The organism is Stenotrophomonas sp. MMGLT7 (assembly GCF_021168555.1).
Taxonomy (GTDB): Bacteria; Pseudomonadota; Gammaproteobacteria; order Xanthomonadales; family Xanthomonadaceae; genus MMGLT7.
The window spans coordinates 158,114-173,421 of record NZ_JAJOZS010000004.1; the positions used below are offsets into that span (position 1 = coordinate 158,114).

Sequence of the window (15,308 nt, forward strand, 5' to 3'; positions counted from 1 at the left end):
GGGCGAGGATCCAGGCGATACCGGGGGACTCATGCAGTGGCGGCCTGCACCGTCTGCGGGCGGCGCCCGCCGGCGCGGCCCGGCGCCTCCAGCGCCTGCGCCACCAGGCGTGCCGAATCGGCCGCCAGCGACCTGCGCTCCTGCTCGTCGCCGCCGCGCAGGCATACGGCCAGCATGTCGACGACGATGGCGATGTCGCGCTCGCCCACGTCGGCGCGGCACAGCCCGGCCGCGATCGCCTGACGCAGCAGCGGCATCAGCGAATCCATGATGCGCTGGTGCGCCTGCTCCACCAGCGGGTCGGCGCGCCCCACCGAGCGCCAGTAGTCGGCCAGCGGCGCACACACGGCGGTGTGCTCGGCCAGGTCCCGGATCAGCACGAACAGGCCGTCGGGGCGAGCGGCGCTGTCGCGCGCACACTGCTCCAGCGCCTGCAGCGCACGGTCCAGCAGCGCCGCCAGCAGCGCACGGCGATCGGGGAAGTTGCGGTACAGCGTGGCGCGGCCGAGCCCGGCGCGCTCCACCACCAGTTCCAGCGGGGCATGCACGCCGTGTTCGCAGAACACCTCGTCTGCGGCGTCGAGGATCTGGCGGCGGCGTTGCAGGACATCGGGGCGGGGGGCGTTCATGCCGGCATTATCGGACAAATCTGTCCGGATTGGGCGCCGTGCCCGCCGCGAGGCCTCATCCGGTGTTCTGCAGCCCCTGCGACACGCCGTTGACGCAGGCCACCAGCGCGCGCAGCAGCTCGTCGTCGCCGCTGCCGCCCTCGCGCCAGCGCCGCAGCAGGTCCACCTGCAGCACGCTCATCGGGTCGATGTAGGGGTTGCGCAGGCGGATCGACAGTGCCAGCCGCGGGTCGTGCTGCAGCAGCGAGCGCTGCCCGGTGAGCGCCTCGATCCAGTCCCCGGTCAGCGCCAGCTCCGCGGCGATCTGCGGGAAGAAGTGCGCGTGCAGCGGCCCGGACAGGCGCGAGAACAGCTCGGCGATGGCCAGGTCACCCTTGGACAGCACCATCGCCGCGTCGTCCAGGAAGGTGCGGAAGAACGGCCAGTCGTGCGCCATCTCGCGCAGGATGTCCTCGTGGCCGGCGTCCACCGCCGCCCGCAGGCCGCTGCCGACGCCGTACCAGCCCGGGATCACCGCCCTCGCCTGGCTCCAGGCGAACACCCACGGGATCGCGCGCAGGTTGGACAGCGCGGCATCCTCGCCGAGCCGGCGCGACGGCCGCGAGCCCAGGGTCATGCGCTCGATCACGTCGATCGGCGTGGCCTGGCGGAAGTAGGCCATGAAGCCGGGCTGGCCGACGAAGCCGCGGTAGGCCTGCGAGCTGGCCTGCGCCACGAGTTCCATCACCGGCTTCCAGATTTCCTCGCGCGGCTCGGGCGGGCGCGGGCGGATGCTCGAACGCAGCACCGCGCCCAGCGACTGCTCCAGCGAGCGCAGCGCCAGCGCGCGGATGCCGTACTTGCGGTGGATCACCTCGCCCTGCTCGGTCACCCGCAGGCGGCCGTCGACGCTGCCGCGCGGCGCCGCCTCCAGCGCGCGGGTGGTCTTGCCGCCGCCGCGCACGATCGAGCCGCCGCGACCGTGGAAGAAGGTCAGGGCGATGCCGAGCGCGTGCGCGGCCTCGACCAGTTCCACCTGCGCGCGCTGCAGGCCCCAGCGCGAGGCGGCGATGCCGCCGTCCTTGCCGCTGTCCGAATAGCCCAGCATCACCATCTGCACGTTGCCGCGCGCGGCCAGGTGGGCGCGGTAGACCGGGTCGGCCAGCAGGTCGCGCAGCACCTCGGTGCCGTGGCCCAGGTCCTCGATGGTCTCGAACAGCGGCGCGATGTCCAGCGGCACCACGCCGTGCGCGTCCACCAGCCCGCCGCGGCGGGCCAGCGCCAGCACCGCGAGCACGTCGGCGCGGTCGTGCGCCATGGAGATGATGTAGCTGCCCAGCGCATCGGCGCCGTGGCGCCGGCGCGCGTCGGCCAGCGCCGCGAACACCGCGTCCAGCCGCGCGTTGCCCTCGTCGCCGGCGCCCGGCAGCGCCTGCTCGCCGCCGGCGCAGGGCTGCAGCCGCGCGGCGCGGGCCGCGGTGTCGAGCCGGTCCCAGTCGTCCACTCCCAGCGCGGCGGCCACCGCGCGCGCATGCACGCCGGACTCCTGGCGCACGTCCAGCCGCGCCAGGTGGAAGCCGAAGGTACGCACGCGCCAGGCCAGGCGGCGGATCGCGAACAGCCCGGCGTGCACGCCGCGGTTGGCCTCCAGGCTGCGCATGACCAGCGCGATGTCGGCCTCCAGCTCCGCCGGTCCGGGATAGCCGCCGGGTGCGTCCGCGGCGGTGGCGCGCAGGCGCGCGCGCATCAGGTCGTTGAGCAGCCGGTAGGGCATGTCGGCATGGCGCGGGCGCGAGCCTGCCGCCGCCTCCGGCAGCAGCGCGCGGTAGTGCTCGATCCGCGCCAGCACCTGCCCGCTCACATCCACCAGCGAGGTGGACTGGCTCAGCAGGCCGGCCAGCTGCTCCAGTTCCTTCAGGTACAGCTCGATGATCGCCGCGCGCTGCGCGTCCAGCGTGGCGCGGATGGTGGCGGCATCGACATTGGGGTTGCCGTCCATGTCCCCGCCCACCCAGGTGCCGAAGCGCAGCAGCCGCGGCAACGGCGGGCACCGGCCATGGGTCTGCTTCAGCGCGTGCTCCAGGCTCTCGTACAGCGCCGGCACGATGCGGTACAGCACCCGCGTCAGGTAGAAACCCACATGCTCGCGCTCGTCGGCCACGGTGGGGCGCACCGGCGAGGAATCGGCGGTCTGCCAGGCGGCGGTCAGCGCCATGCGGAAGCGCGCCAGGTCGACCTCGCGCTCGTGCGGGGTGCGCTGGCCGTCCAGGTCGTCGACCAGCGCGGCCACCATCAGCTGCTCCTTCTCCAGCAGCGCGCGGCGCACCGCCTCGGTCGGGTGCGCGGTGAACACCGGCTCGATGTCGATGCGCGGCAGCCAGCCGGCCAGCTCGTCCGCGTCCACGCCCTGGGCGTGCAGCTTCTGCAGCGCGTCGTGCAGGCCGTCCGGCTGCGGGGTGTCGATGCCGCTGCGCTGGTAGTCGCGGCGGCGGCGGATGCGGTGCACCCGCTCGGCGATGTTGACCACCTGGAAGTAGGCGCTGAACGCGCGCACCAGCGCCTCGGCCTGGCGCGGCGCGCGACCGTCGAGCAGCCCGCTCAGCGCCTGCGGCGGGGCCTGGCTCTCGCGCCGGGCGATGGCGGCGGTGCGGATGCGCTCGATCTCGCCGAGGAACTCCTGCGACACCTGCTCGGCCAGCATGTCGCCCACCAGCGCGCCCAGGCGGCGCACGTCGTCGCGCAGGGGAAGGTCGGGGGTGGCGAACTCCAGGCTGCTGCGGGACTCGTTCATCGGCGGCACACGGGTGGGATTGCCCCCAGCCTAACCGAAGCCGGCCGGCACTCCCGCCACGCTTGCAGGCGCAACTTTCGCGGTGCGGGTCGGGCCGACGTGCGGGCCGACGCGATTTCATGGAGCACCGGGGCCGTGGCTCAGTCCCACCGCGGTTGCTGTGCCCGGGCGGGCATCTTGGGGGCGGGATTACGGGGCGGCCGCGAGGACGAGGCCGACTTCAGTCGCGATGGGGCCTTGCCGACATTGCCTTCAACGTCGTTGTCTTTCTCGATTCCCTTGATGACCCACCCGGCCCCCTCGTAGAGCCGAGCTCGCTCGGCTGGAGCTTTCCCGGTACCGCCCCAGCCGAACAAGCTCGGCGCTACGAAGGCGCGCGGCTCGCAAGGTTTCCTGTCCAAAGAGGCATCATCGGCGGATCAGGAAAAACCAACGACGTTGAATGGCTTTGGCCTCAGCGCCCGGACCCGCTGTCCGGCTTCGCGTCCTTCACGTAGCGCTGCAGCCACTGGTCCTGCTCGTAGAGCATGTGCAGCACCGACTCGCGGGCGCGGTAGCCATGCGACTCGTTGGGCAGCATCACCAGCCGCGCGGTGCCGCCAAGGCCCTTGATCGCCGCGTACAGGCGCTCGCTCTGGATCGGGAAGGTGCCGGAGTTGTTGTCGTCGGCGCCGTGGATCAGCAGCAGCGGCGCCTTGATGTCGTTGGCGTAGTTGAACGGCGACATCGCCTGGTAGACGTCCTGCGCCTGCCAGTAGTTGCGCTCCTCGGCCTGGAAGCCGAACGGCGTCAGCGAGCGGTTGTAGGCGCCGCTGCGGGCGATGCCGGCGGCGAACAGGCGGGTATGCGCGAGCAGGTTGGCGGTCATGAAGGCGCCGTAGGAATGCCCGCCCACGGCGATGCGGTGGCGGTCGGCCACGCCGCGCCGCACCACCTCGTCCACCGCCGCCTGGGCATCGGCGACCAGTTGCGGGATGTAGCTGTCGTTGGGCTCGGCATCGCCCTCGCCGACGATCGGGAACGAGGGATCGTCGAGCACCGCGTAGCCGCGCGCCAGGAACGCCTGCGGCCCCCAGTAGCCGATGGCGTTGAAGCGGTACGGCGAGTCGGTGACCTGGCTGGCCGCCTCGGCGGACTTGAACTCGGCCGGATAGGCCCACATCAGCAGCGGCAGCGGGCCGTCGCGGCCGGCGTCGTAGCCGGGCGGCAGCAGCAGCGTGGCGGTCAGGTCCACGCCGTCGGCGCGCTTGTAGCGGATCTGCTCCTTGCGCGCGCCCTTGAGCTGCGGCGTCGGGTGCGGGAACCGGGTCAGCGCCAGCGGCGACTGCGGCGCGGCGCTGTCCAGGCGATAGAAGTTGCGCGGCTCGTTCGGCGATTCGCGGGTGATCAGCAGTTGCGTGCCGGCATCGTCGAGCAGCGCCTGCGGCACCGCGTAGTACGGCGCCTGCGAATGGAACAGCCGGGTGCTGCGGCCGCTGGACAGGTCCAGCCGGTCCAGGAACGGCCGGTCGCCCTCCGGCGAGGCACCCGCGCCCAGCAGGAAGATGGCGTTGCCGTCGGCGGTGAACTTCAGGCGCCGGTTGCCGGCGGCATCGGCCTCGGTCACCGGCGTGCCGGGATCGGCATAGCGGTCCTCGTAGGAGCGCTCGGACAGCAGCTGCGGCGCGCGATCCGGATGGTCGGGCGCGATCCGCCATTGCCGCAGCTGGCGCGTCTTGCGCCAGGATTCGTCCACCAGCGCCAGGTCGCCGCGGCCCCAGGTGACGCCGGCGTAGCGGCTGGCCAGCGTCGCCAGCGTGGTCGGCGGCGCATCGAACGGCGCGGCCTGCATCAGCACGGCATCGCGGATACGCGCCTCGCGCGCGGGATCGCCGCCGTCCCGGGCCTCGGCCCACACCAGCGTGGCCGGGGCGTCGGCGCGCCACTCGATGCGGCGCACGCCAGGGGCCACCGCATCGTTGCCGGTCGGCAGGCCGTCGACCAGTGGCAGCCGCGCGACCTCGTGCACCAGCCGGCCATCCAGCCCCAGCACCTCGATCCGCCGCGGGAAGCGCATCAGCGGCACCAAGTAGGAGAACGGGCGCTCGACCCGCTGCGCCAACAGCAGCCTGCCGTCCGGCGACGGCGCCAGCCCCAGGTACAGGCCGGGGGCGCCGATGTCGCGGCGGCGGCCGTCCACGCCCAGCAGTGCCGGCTGCGCGCGCAGGTAGTGCTCGAACAGGCGTGCGTCGGCCTCGTTCTTCAGCAGGTCCTGGTAGGTGCGGATCGAGCGCACCCCGGCGCCGGCCTCGGTCTGCTGCGTCGCCGGACCGGCGGGAATGCCGTCGCCGGCCGGCGGCTCGCCCTGCCCGGCCGGCTGCAGCTGCACCAGCAGCTGGCGGCTGTCGGGCATCCACGCATAGCCCCTGCCGACCACGGTGTTCAGGCCCTGCGCCAGCCGCCGCGCCTGCCGCGAGGCGATGTCCACCAGCCACAGCTCGTTGCCGCCGCTGCGCGCATCGACCTGGTTGAACGCCAGGTAGCGCTGGTCCGGCGACCAGGCCAGCGAGGCCACCGACAGCGGCTGCGGCAGCCCTTCGATCTGCAGCTCGCGGCCGTCGCCCACCTGCAGCAGCCACAGGCGGTTGCCGAAGGCGAAGCGGCTGGCCGAATGCGTGCGCGGGTGGATGCGCACGCCCGCCAGCCTGAGCTCGGGCTGCGCCACCTCGGCGATGCCCGGCAGCGCCGGCACCTGCAGCAGCGCCGCCAGGTCGCGCCGCGGCCCCAGCGACAGCTGCGGCGCACGCGGCGCATCGACGATGGCCTGCAGCTCCGGCGGCGGCAGCTGGTAGTGGTCCTGCGGCTGCTGCGCGCCCGCGTGCGTGGCCGCCAGCGACAGGCCGACCACGGCGATGAGGTGCAGCGCACGGCGGCGCGCCTGCGTAAGTGGATGGAACATCGTCGGTTTCCGCGTTAGGCCAGCAGGCGACCATAGCAGCGCACGGCGCCACGGCGACGTGCCGTTGGTTGGGGCGGCCCCTGCCGGCGAGAGATCATCTCAGCGAGCGCCGGTTCCCTTCTCCCGCGTGCGGGGGAAGGAAACGGCCATGCCTCGGGACGAAACGACAGGGGCGGGCAGGACACCGTTGGAATCCGCACGATTCATGCCCCCGGCCGGCCCAGCCGATATAATCGCCGGCCTGTGCCGAGGGGCGCTGCGACCAGGGCGCGAGTGATCGCCGATGTGCGGATCACCGCCGCCGACCTGGCCAGGCTCGTCACAGGCCACACGTCAACGGCGCCCGGCAACGCGAGCACATCCCTCGCCATTGACCGGAGTACCACCATGAACGCCGTAGCCAAGAACACCGCCCCCGCCACCGACTACAAGGTCGCCGACATCGGCCTGGCCGACTGGGGCCGCAAGGAGCTGGACATCGCCGAGCACGAGATGCCGGGCCTGATGTCGATCCGCCGCAAGTACGCCGCCGAGCTGCCGCTCCAGGGCGTGCGCGTGACCGGCTCGCTGCACATGACCATCCAGACCGCGGTGCTGATCGAGACCCTCAAGGACATCGGCGCCGACGTGCGCTGGGCCTCGTGCAACATCTTCTCCACCCAGGACCAGGCCGCCGCCGCCATCGCCGCCACTGGCACCCCGGTGTTCGCCTGGAAGGGCGAGACGCTGGAGGAATACTGGGACTGCACCCTGGACGCGCTGACCTTCACCGCGGCCGACGGCACCCTGCTCGGCCCGCAGCTGGTGGTCGACGACGGCGGCGACGTCACCTTGCTGATCCACAAGGGCTACGAGCTGGAGAACGGCTCGAAGTGGGTGGACGAGCCGGCCGCCTCGCACGAGGAGCAGGTGATCAAGAACCTGCTCAAGCGCGTGGCCAGCGAGCGCCCCGGCTACTGGAGCCGCGTGGTCGCCGACTGGAAGGGCGTGTCCGAGGAGACCACCACCGGCGTGCACCGCCTCTACCAGATCGCCGAGCAGGGCAAGCTGCTGGTGCCGGCGATCAACGTCAACGACTCGGTCACCAAGAGCAAGTTCGACAATCTCTACGGCTGCCGCGAGTCGCTGGCCGACGGCCTCAAGCGCGCGATGGACGTGATGCTGGCCGGCAAGGTCGCGGTGGTCTGCGGCTACGGCGACGTCGGCAAGGGCTGCGCCGCCAGCCTGCGCGCCTACGGCGCCCGCGTGATCGTCACCGAGATCGACCCGATCTGCGCGCTGCAGGCGGCGATGGAAGGCTACGAGGTCGCCACCGTCGAGGACTCGCTGGGCCAGGCCGACATCTACGTCACCACCACCGGCAACAAGGACATCATCCGCATCGAGCACCTGACCGCGATGAAGGACCAGGCCATCGTCTGCAACATCGGCCACTTCGACAACGAGATCCAGGTCGACGCGCTCAACGCCCTGGCCGGTGTGCAGAAGATCAACATCAAGCCGCAGGTGGACAAGTACGTGCTGGCGAACGGCAACGCGCTGTTCCTGCTGGCCGAGGGCCGGCTGGTCAACCTGGGCTGCGCCACCGGCCACCCCAGCTTCGTGATGTCCAACAGCTTCGCCAACCAGACCCTGGCGCAGATCGACCTGTGGCAGAACAAGGACGTCTACGAGAACGTGGTCTACCGCCTGCCCAAGAAGCTGGACGAGGAAGTCGCGCGCCTGCACCTGGAGAAGATCGGGGTGAAGCTGACCACCCTGAGCCAGGCCCAGGCCGACTACATCGGCGTGCCGGTGGACGGCCCGTTCAAGCCGGAGCACTACCGCTACTGAGCCGCCGGCGGCTCGTTGCCGGACCAAGGACGGGCGCCGCGAGGCGCCCGTTTTCTTCTGGATTGCCGCGGATCCGGCGCGCAATGGCCGCCCACAAATCCCCTTCCCCCGTAGGAGCGACTTCAGTCGCGATGGGCTTTACCGGTAGAGCCCCATCGCGACTTAAGTCGCTCCTACCGGGTGCGCCTGCGGATGGACCACCTTCGAACCACTCGTGCGCCAGCGATCGGCACGCGCAACCGCGATCGCGGACCGGCCATCAGGATTCCGCGTCCCCGTCCCCATAGAACTTCACCCCCAGGCGGATCCGCTCGCGGCCCTGCGCGCGCCGGTGCCGGTTGCTGTCGCGCAGCGAGTACACGCAGCCGCAGTACTCCTGCTGGTAGAAGTTCTCCCGCTTGCTGATCTCGATCATGCGCTGGCTGCCGCCGCCCTTGCGCCAGTTGTGGTCCCAGTAGACCAGGCCCTCGTAGGGCGCGGCGGCGCGATGCCCGCAATCGTTGATCTGCGCCATGTTCTTCCAGCGCGAGATCCCCAGCGAACTGGTCATCACCGTGAAGCCGTGCTCGTGGGCATGCAGCGCGGTGCGCTCGAAGCGCATGTCGAAGCACATGGTGCAGCGGATGCCGCGCTCGGGCTCGTCCTCCATGCCCCTGGCGCGGGCGAACCAGTTGTCGGTGTCGTAGTCGGCATCGACGAACGGGACCCTGTGCTTCTCGGCGAAGCGGATGTTCTCCTGCTTGCGCAGCTCGTACTCCTTCAACGGATGGATGTTCGGGTTGTAGAAGAAGATCGTGTAGTCGATGCCCGACGCCACGAACGCCTCCATCAGCTCGCCCGAGCAGGGAGCGCAACACGAATGCAGCAGCAGGCGGCTGCCGCCGTCCGGCAGGGCCAGTTTCTCGCGTGTTGCGCTCATGCCCGCATCTCCGTCGCTATCGCCGGCTCAACCCCAGACTTCCCGCGCGACCTCGCCGATCAGGCGGATCTTCGCCCACTGCTGCTCCTCGGTGAGGGCGTTGCCTTCCTCGGTCGAGGCGAAGCCGCACTGGGTGCTCAGGCACAGCCGCTCCAGCGGCAGGTAGCGGCTCGCCTCGCGGATGCGGGCGACGACGGCCTCCCGGTCCTCCAGCTCGCCGACCTTGGACGACACCAGCCCCAGCACGACCTTCTTGTCGCCGGAGACCTGCGCCAGCGGCGAGAAATCGCCGGCACGGTCGGTATCGAATTCCAGGTAGTACGCCGAGACGTTCTCCCTGGCGAACAGGAACGGCGCGATCGGGTCGTAGCCGCCCTGCGCCGCCCAGGTGGAGCGGTAGTTGCCGCGGCACACGTGGGTGGTGATCGCCAGGTCGGCCGGCGCACCGGCCAGGGCGCGGTTGTTCACCTCCAGCAACTCGTTGGCGAGGGCCTCGACACTGTCGCTGATGACCGTGGCCGGGCCGTGCTCGCAGCAGCTGCCGTCGCTGTTGGCGGCGGCGATGCCGGCGTTGCTGTAGCGCGGGTCCACCATCATCCCCCAGGTGCAGTCGTCGAACTGCAGGCTGCGGCAACCGAGGGCGTACAGCTCGGCGATGAAGGTGCGGTAGGCCGCGGCGATGTCCTCGATCAGCGCCTCGCGCGAGGGATAGATCGCCTCGGTCGCCGCCAGGTTCTCCGGACGGTGCAGTTCCTTGAAGAACTGCGCCGGCGCCGGCACCGTCAGGCGCGGCAGCACGCTGGCGTCGGCCAGCCCCTGGATGAACTGGAAGTGCGCGAGGAACGGATGGTCGGCGCCGCCCAGCTTGCCGGTCAGGCGTGCCGTCTCCGGGCGCGTTTCCATGTCGGCGAAGCGGTAGCCGTGTTCCAGCTGCGCCTTCTCCACGCCCTGCAGGCCCCACATGAAGTCCAGGTGCCACCAGCTGCGGCGGAACTCGCCATCGGTGATGGCCTGCAGCCCGGCCGCCTTCTGCCTGGCGACCAGGTCGGTGATGGCGCGGTCCTCCACCGCCTCCAGCGCGGCGGCATCGATCTCGCCGGCGGCGAAGCGGCGACGCGCGGCATGCAGGTAGTCGGGGCGCAGGTAGCTGCCGACGACGTCGGCGCGGAAGGGAGGGACGAGGCGGGTTGCGGGGGCGGTCATGGCGGGTCCTGGGTTGTCTGGACGGAAGTCGGACCGGCACGGCACAGCCGCGGTTGCGGCGGAGGCCACAACCTTGGACATGCACCCGGCCCGAACACCCCGTCGGAAGGTCGATGAACATCCAGGCAGGTCTCCTGGCTCGCAGGTCGACGCCACTGCGCCCTCTTCCCAGGGATCGACCCCAGTGAGCATTGGCGGGTGGCTCGCTGCTTACAGTTGCGGGGGCAGCACCGGCATCGACCGGTTTCCCTCTTAGCTGCGGCGGCACAAGCGAACCGCCGCAGAACCTTGATGTTGCGTGCTAGTGTAGTGCGTGCGGCCAGGGCGCGCACCGTGTCTGCCGCCGGCTGTCCGGTACGAGGTGCCGGCAGTCATGAGCCCCGTCCTTCCCCGGATCGCCCGCCCGCGCCGGAGCGGCGACCGGCGTTTCCGCGACTGCGATGCGCCATCGTGGCGATGCCCCGCTCCCGTCGATCGCTTCTGCATCACTGTCGGCCGAGAACCGACGGTGGTAGTGGGTACCCATCGCTGGCGCGGCGTGCCGATGCCGCCGGACTTCCACGCAGACCCTTCATGCACGTCAACTTCCTGCTGTTTCCCGACTTGACCCAGCTCGACCTGACCGGGCCCTACGAGGTGCTCGCCCGTGCTCCCGGCTTCACGATCGACCTCGTATCGCCTTCCATGGAACCGGTGCGCTCGGACCGCGGGCTGACGCTGCTGCCGACCGCCACCTTCGCCACCGCCGCGCCCTGCGAGCTGCTCGTGGTACCCGGCGGGCCGGGGACGGACCAGGCCCTGCTGGATCGGCGATGGCTGGATTTCACCGCGTGCCAGGCCGCCGGTGCCGGGTTCGTCCTCGGCATCTGCACCGGCTCCCTGCTGCTCGGCGCGGCGGGACTGCTGCGCGGCAGGCGCGCCGCCTGTCACTGGCAGGCGCGTGAGTTCCTGGCCTCGTTCGCTGCGACACCGGACGAGTCGCGCATGTGCATCGACGGCAACATCTTGACCTCGGGAGGGGTGACGTCCGGCATCGACCTGGCGCTGAAGGCGGTCGCGCTGGTGTGCGACGAGGATGCGGCACGCCAGATCCAGCTGCAGATCGAATACGACCCGCAACCGCCGTTTCCCGGCGGGACGCCGCGCACGTCGCCGGACCGCATCGTGCAGCGCTGCCTGGACGCCGGGCGCGAACGCCACGCCGCCCGCGCCCGCGCCGTCGCGCAGGCATCGGCTGCCCTCGACGCCTGAACGCCCCGGTCCGCGCCCACCCGCGGATGCGTTGGGCATGCCATCGCAACCGGGGCATGATGGCGGACCCGTCCGCGATCCCGATGCCTCGATGAAGCTCTACATCTACCAGCACTGCCCGTTCTGCTGCCGCACGCTGATGATCCGCGGCCTGAAGCAACTGGACCTCCCGGTCGAGGTCATCATGGAAGGCGATGCCGAAACGCCCACGCGGCTGGTCGGCAAGAAGGCGGTGCCGATCCTGCGCAAGCGCGACGGCAGCCACATGACCGAGAGCATGGACATCGTCCACTACCTGGACGAGGCGTTCCCGCCCAGGGCGATCACCGCCGCGCCGGTGCCGGCGATCGACGACTGGGCCTCGCGGGCATTCAAGCCGGCGATCACCCTGGCGGTGCCGCGCTTCACCCGCGGCCGCTTCGCCGAACTGGCCACGCCGCAGGCACGCGCGGCCTACACCGAGCGCGAGACCCGCGCCTTCGGCGACCTGCAGGCGCTGCTGGACAGCACCGGCGAACAGGTGGCGGCGCTGCAGCCGCTGCTGGACGAGCTGGAAGGCATCGTCCCGGCGCCCGGCGGCGCGATCGGCGACAGCGACTTCCTGCTGTTCCCGATCCTGCGCTCGCTGAGCATCGTCGCGGCGGTGCGGCTCGGCCCGAAGGCGCGTGCGTGGTACGAGGCGATGCTGCAGCGGACCGGGATGGCCGACTTCAGCGACCAGGCGAGCTGATCCGGGCGCACGCATCGCCCGCAGGCCCTGGCGATGTCCGCCACGCCATGGAGGCGGCAGTGGCGGGCAACCGCGCACAACCCGGGCAAGCGAAGCGCACCCGGTGCATGCCATCCCGGCTGCGGCCGATGGCCTTGCCCGGGCCTTACCCGGACCAGGCCATCGGCAGGCATCCGGACGCGGCCCGGGCCTGCCGCAATGCTTCCCCGCTCAGCCGGCCGAGCCGTAGCGGTCGCACAGCGCCAGGTACTCGTCGGCGCCGATCGCCATGGCGCCGGCCCGCAGCATCAGCAGCGGCATGTCCGACCGGTTCGTGTGTATGCGGATCAGGCGTCCGGTGGTGATGCCCACGTACTGCTGGACGATGAACCTGTTCTCGGTGATGGCCTCCCACGGCACCAGCCTGCCGTCGTCCAGGCGCAGGCCCTGCTGCGTGAACACCAGCACCGGACGCTGCAGGCGCCCGAGCTGGCGGATGCAGTTCACCGCCAGCAAGACCGCTATCACCACCAGGGCGCCGCAGAACAGCATGCCCATGGTCTTGTGGCGCACGCTCCACGTCAGCGCGGCGAAGATGCAGGCCGCCAGCGACCAGATCACCACGCCGGTCAGCAGGCGACTGCGCGAATAGAACACCGGATGATCGCTCAGCGCCTGCTGCTGTTCGCCGGGGGAACGGTAGATATCCATCGATGACTCCTTGTGAATGCGGGATCAGGCACCCAGGCGCTGCTGCAGTACCGCCAGCAGCACCGGCTCGTTGCGGATGCGCGAGCGGTCAAGCTTGTAGTGCCTGCCCGCCGCGGTGATGACCAGGGTTTCGTCGGTATCGACGCCCTCGTGTTCGGTCTGGGTGCGGATGCGCTCGATCTGGTCCCAGGCCAGCTGCGTGCGCTTGATCCACAGCCCGCTGCCGGACACGCGCAGCGGACCGAAGTCCAGCACTTCCCCGGCATCCAGGCGCCGCCGGGCGTCTTGCAGCAGCTGCGCGCGTACCGCCTCCAGCACGCCGGCGGCCAGCGCGTCGCCATCGCGCCACAGTGCCAGGCGGATGCGCCGCCGGCCGCCGCCGCGCAGCCACAGCAGCAGGTGCCCGCGCGCGTGCAGCTGGCGTACCTGCGTGACCTCGGCGAACGGCAGCCGCGTGCGTCCGTCGTCGATGCCGCCGGGGTCGAGCCGCAGCGTCGCCGGCGCGCGCAGCCAGGCGAACAGGTCCGCGCCCTTCCAGAAGATCAGGTAGGCCGCGGTGGGCAGCGCCAGGAAGAACACCAGCGCGGCGGCGCGGTAGTGGAGGAGCTGCGAGGTCAGCGCATGCGGCAGCAGCGCGACGCCCAGGGGCGCCAGCAGCATCGCCAGGAACAGGTAGGCCAGGGCCAGGCCCCATGCCACGTACAGCAGGGCGGTACGCGGCAGGATGCGTTCGAAGGACTGGTTCATACGGGGCGGAACATGGCGTGTGCCGGGAAAAACCGGCGCGCATGATAGCAGCCGCGGTCGTCCCGCCTGTCGCAGGGCGTGACCGGCGCCGCCGCACGGCGGTTCCAAGTGCGCCATCCGGGCGTATCGTCCCCCTGCCATGCGGACGCGGGCGACAATGGCCGGCCCGTGGCGAGGTCCGCTTCCCGAGGAGACGCAATGACGCCATCCACACAAACGGGCCTGCCGCCGCCGGCGCGCCTGTGGGCGATGGCGGCGCTGTCCATCGCGGTATGCCTGGCGACGCTGGACACCGCCATCACCAATACCGCACTGCCGACGATCGCCCGGGAGTTCGCGGCCGGACCGGCCGACACCATCTGGATCGTCACCAGCTACCAGCTGGTCATGATCGCCGCGATGCTGCCGCTGGCTTCGCTGGGCGAACGGTTCGGGCAGCGCGCGGTCTTCGTCGCCGGCATCGCGGTGTTCGCGGCGGCCTCGCTGGCGTGCGGGCTGGCGCGGTCGCTGCAGGTCCTGGTCGGCGCCCGGGCGCTGCAGGGCCTGGGAGCGGCCGCGATCATGAGCGCCAACACCGCGCTGGTCAGGCACATCTACCCGGAGGCGAACCTGGGCCGGGGCCTGGGCCTCAACGCGCTGGTGATCGCGTTCGGGCTGGCGGCCGGGCCGGTGCTGGCCTCGGCGATCCTGGCGGTCGCCACGTGGCACTGGCTGTTCCTGGTCAACGTCCCAGCCGGCCTGCTCGCGCTGTCGATGGCGTTGCGGATGCTGCCGCGCCCGGCCGGCACCGCCGCCGGCTTCGATGGCGTGGCGGCACTGCTGTGTTTCACGATGTTCGCCCTGTTCGTGCACGGCCTGGGCGAAGCCAGCCACCGCGGCGCGTGGGCACTGGTGGCCGCGGAATGGGCGCTGGCGCTGCTGTGCGGGTATCTGCTGGCGAGGCGGCAGCGGCGCGGATCGTCCCCGATCCTGCCCGTGGACCTGCTGCGGATCCCGCTGTTCGGCCTGTCGTCGGCGGTCGCCGTGTGTGCGTTCGCCACGCAGGGACTTGCGCTGGTGGCGCTGCCCTTCCACTTCATGGCCGATCTGGGGCGAGGCCAGGTGGAACTGGGACTGCTGATCGCCCCCTGGCCGCTGCTCGGCGCGGCCATGGCCCCGGTCGCCGGGTCGCTCTCCGACCGCTATCCCGCCGGCCTGCTCGGCGGCGCCGGGCTGCTGTGCCTGGCCTCCGGGATCGCCCTGCTGGCGCTGCTGCCCGCCGCCACCTCGACCGCGGCCATCGTCGGCTGCATGGCGCTGTGCGGATTCGGGTTCGGCCTGTTCCTGTCGCCGAACCAGAGATCGATCATGGCCAGCGCGCCGGCCCGGCGCTCCGGCGCGGCGAGCGGCATCCTCGGCACGGCGCGGCTGCTGGGCCAGGCGCTGGGCGCGGCCATCGTCGCGCTGTGGCTGACGCTGTCCGGGACCGCCGGCGCGCGCGCCGCGTTATGGGTCGGATGCCTGCTCGCCGTCGCCGGCGCCATCGCCTCGATGGCCAGGCTGTTGCCGGCGCGGAAGCACGACGCCCACGGGGACTGAAGGCCAGGCCGGCGGGATGC

11 protein-coding genes and 2 riboswitches are annotated in these 15,308 nt (G+C 71.4%); of the genes, 4 read left to right on the plus strand and 7 right to left on the minus strand.

The window, feature by feature from the left end:
* Window positions 1-29: 29 nt before the first annotated feature.
* From LRX76_RS07430 to LRX76_RS07440, 3 genes are all read right to left on the minus strand, one after another.
* The gene (locus tag LRX76_RS07430; RefSeq protein ID WP_231803638.1) at window positions 30-629 is read right to left on the minus strand and encodes a TetR/AcrR family transcriptional regulator; all 600 of its coding nucleotides are present in this window, start codon (window positions 627-629) and stop codon (window positions 30-32) included.
* Window positions 630-684: 55 nt separating this feature from the next.
* Entirely contained in the window at window positions 685-3,399 is a 2,715-nt protein-coding gene (gene ppc, locus LRX76_RS07435) for a phosphoenolpyruvate carboxylase (RefSeq protein ID WP_231803640.1), read from the minus strand.
* Window positions 3,400-3,853: 454 nt separating this feature from the next.
* Window positions 3,854-6,337, minus strand: coding sequence for a prolyl oligopeptidase family serine peptidase (locus LRX76_RS07440; protein ID WP_231803642.1), 2,484 nt, complete (start codon window positions 6,335-6,337; stop codon window positions 3,854-3,856).
* Window positions 6,338-6,579: 242 nt separating this feature from the next.
* Window positions 6,580-6,689, plus strand: a riboswitch (S-adenosyl-L-homocysteine riboswitch).
* A gap of 35 nt (window positions 6,690-6,724) precedes the next feature.
* Here LRX76_RS07440 and ahcY point away from each other — a divergent pair.
* Window positions 6,725-8,170, plus strand: coding sequence for an adenosylhomocysteinase (gene ahcY / locus LRX76_RS07445; RefSeq protein ID WP_231803644.1), 1,446 nt, complete (start codon window positions 6,725-6,727; stop codon window positions 8,168-8,170).
* 259 nt (window positions 8,171-8,429) lie between these two features.
* Here ahcY and LRX76_RS07450 read toward each other — a convergent pair whose 3' ends face one another.
* Both LRX76_RS07450 and LRX76_RS07455 read right to left on the minus strand, forming a co-directional pair.
* The gene (locus LRX76_RS07450; protein ID WP_231803646.1) at window positions 8,430-9,089 is read right to left on the minus strand and encodes an epoxyqueuosine reductase QueH; all 660 of its coding nucleotides are present in this window, start codon (window positions 9,087-9,089) and stop codon (window positions 8,430-8,432) included.
* A 27-nt stretch (window positions 9,090-9,116) separates the two neighbouring features.
* Window positions 9,117-10,292 carry a 5-methyltetrahydropteroyltriglutamate--homocysteine S-methyltransferase gene (locus LRX76_RS07455; protein WP_231803648.1) on the minus strand — a complete coding sequence of 392 codons (1,176 nt, stop codon included), beginning with the start codon at window positions 10,290-10,292 and terminating at the stop codon, window positions 9,117-9,119.
* Between the two features lie 106 nt (window positions 10,293-10,398).
* Window positions 10,399-10,587, minus strand: a riboswitch (cobalamin riboswitch).
* Between the two features lie 278 nt (window positions 10,588-10,865).
* Between LRX76_RS07455 and LRX76_RS07460 the strand changes: the two genes are divergently transcribed.
* A complete protein-coding gene (locus LRX76_RS07460; protein ID WP_231803650.1) occupies window positions 10,866-11,543 on the plus strand; it encodes a DJ-1/PfpI family protein in 678 nt (225 codons plus the stop codon).
* 91 nt (window positions 11,544-11,634) lie between these two features.
* The gene (gene grxB, locus LRX76_RS07465; protein WP_231803652.1) at window positions 11,635-12,273 is read left to right on the plus strand and encodes a glutaredoxin 2; all 639 of its coding nucleotides are present in this window, start codon (window positions 11,635-11,637) and stop codon (window positions 12,271-12,273) included.
* 210 nt (window positions 12,274-12,483) lie between these two features.
* On the opposite strand, the gene LRX76_RS07470 is transcribed toward grxB, so the two are convergent.
* A complete protein-coding gene (locus LRX76_RS07470; RefSeq protein WP_231803654.1) occupies window positions 12,484-12,963 on the minus strand; it encodes a hypothetical protein in 480 nt (159 codons plus the stop codon).
* Between the two features lie 24 nt (window positions 12,964-12,987).
* The gene (locus tag LRX76_RS07475; protein WP_231803656.1) at window positions 12,988-13,710 is read right to left on the minus strand and encodes a hypothetical protein; all 723 of its coding nucleotides are present in this window, start codon (window positions 13,708-13,710) and stop codon (window positions 12,988-12,990) included.
* A 198-nt stretch (window positions 13,711-13,908) separates the two neighbouring features.
* Between LRX76_RS07475 and LRX76_RS07480 the strand changes: the two genes are divergently transcribed.
* Window positions 13,909-15,288: an MFS transporter gene (locus LRX76_RS07480; protein ID WP_231803658.1), complete on the plus strand. Its 1,380-nt coding sequence runs from the start codon at window positions 13,909-13,911 to the stop codon at window positions 15,286-15,288.
* The last annotated feature ends 20 nt before the right edge of the window (window positions 15,289-15,308 follow it).

Excerpts from the sequence above, each read along its gene's own strand:
- LRX76_RS07430 (WP_231803638.1), bottom strand. The coding sequence starts at position 629 with ATGAACGCCCCCCGCCCCGATGTCCTGCAACGCCGCCGCCAGATCCTC.
- ppc (WP_231803640.1), bottom strand. The coding sequence starts at position 3,399 with ATGAACGAGTCCCGCAGCAGCCTGGAGTTCGCCACCCCCGACCTTCCC.
- LRX76_RS07440 (WP_231803642.1), bottom strand. The coding sequence starts at position 6,337 with ATGTTCCATCCACTTACGCAGGCGCGCCGCCGTGCGCTGCACCTCATC.
- ahcY (WP_231803644.1), top strand. The coding sequence starts at position 6,725 with ATGAACGCCGTAGCCAAGAACACCGCCCCCGCCACCGACTACAAGGTC.
- LRX76_RS07450 (WP_231803646.1), bottom strand. The coding sequence starts at position 9,089 with ATGAGCGCAACACGCGAGAAACTGGCCCTGCCGGACGGCGGCAGCCGC.
- LRX76_RS07455 (WP_231803648.1), bottom strand. The coding sequence starts at position 10,292 with ATGACCGCCCCCGCAACCCGCCTCGTCCCTCCCTTCCGCGCCGACGTC.
- LRX76_RS07460 (WP_231803650.1), top strand. The coding sequence starts at position 10,866 with ATGCACGTCAACTTCCTGCTGTTTCCCGACTTGACCCAGCTCGACCTG.
- grxB (WP_231803652.1), top strand. The coding sequence starts at position 11,635 with ATGAAGCTCTACATCTACCAGCACTGCCCGTTCTGCTGCCGCACGCTG.
- LRX76_RS07470 (WP_231803654.1), bottom strand. The coding sequence starts at position 12,963 with ATGGATATCTACCGTTCCCCCGGCGAACAGCAGCAGGCGCTGAGCGAT.
- LRX76_RS07475 (WP_231803656.1), bottom strand. The coding sequence starts at position 13,710 with ATGAACCAGTCCTTCGAACGCATCCTGCCGCGTACCGCCCTGCTGTAC.
- LRX76_RS07480 (WP_231803658.1), top strand. The coding sequence starts at position 13,909 with ATGACGCCATCCACACAAACGGGCCTGCCGCCGCCGGCGCGCCTGTGG.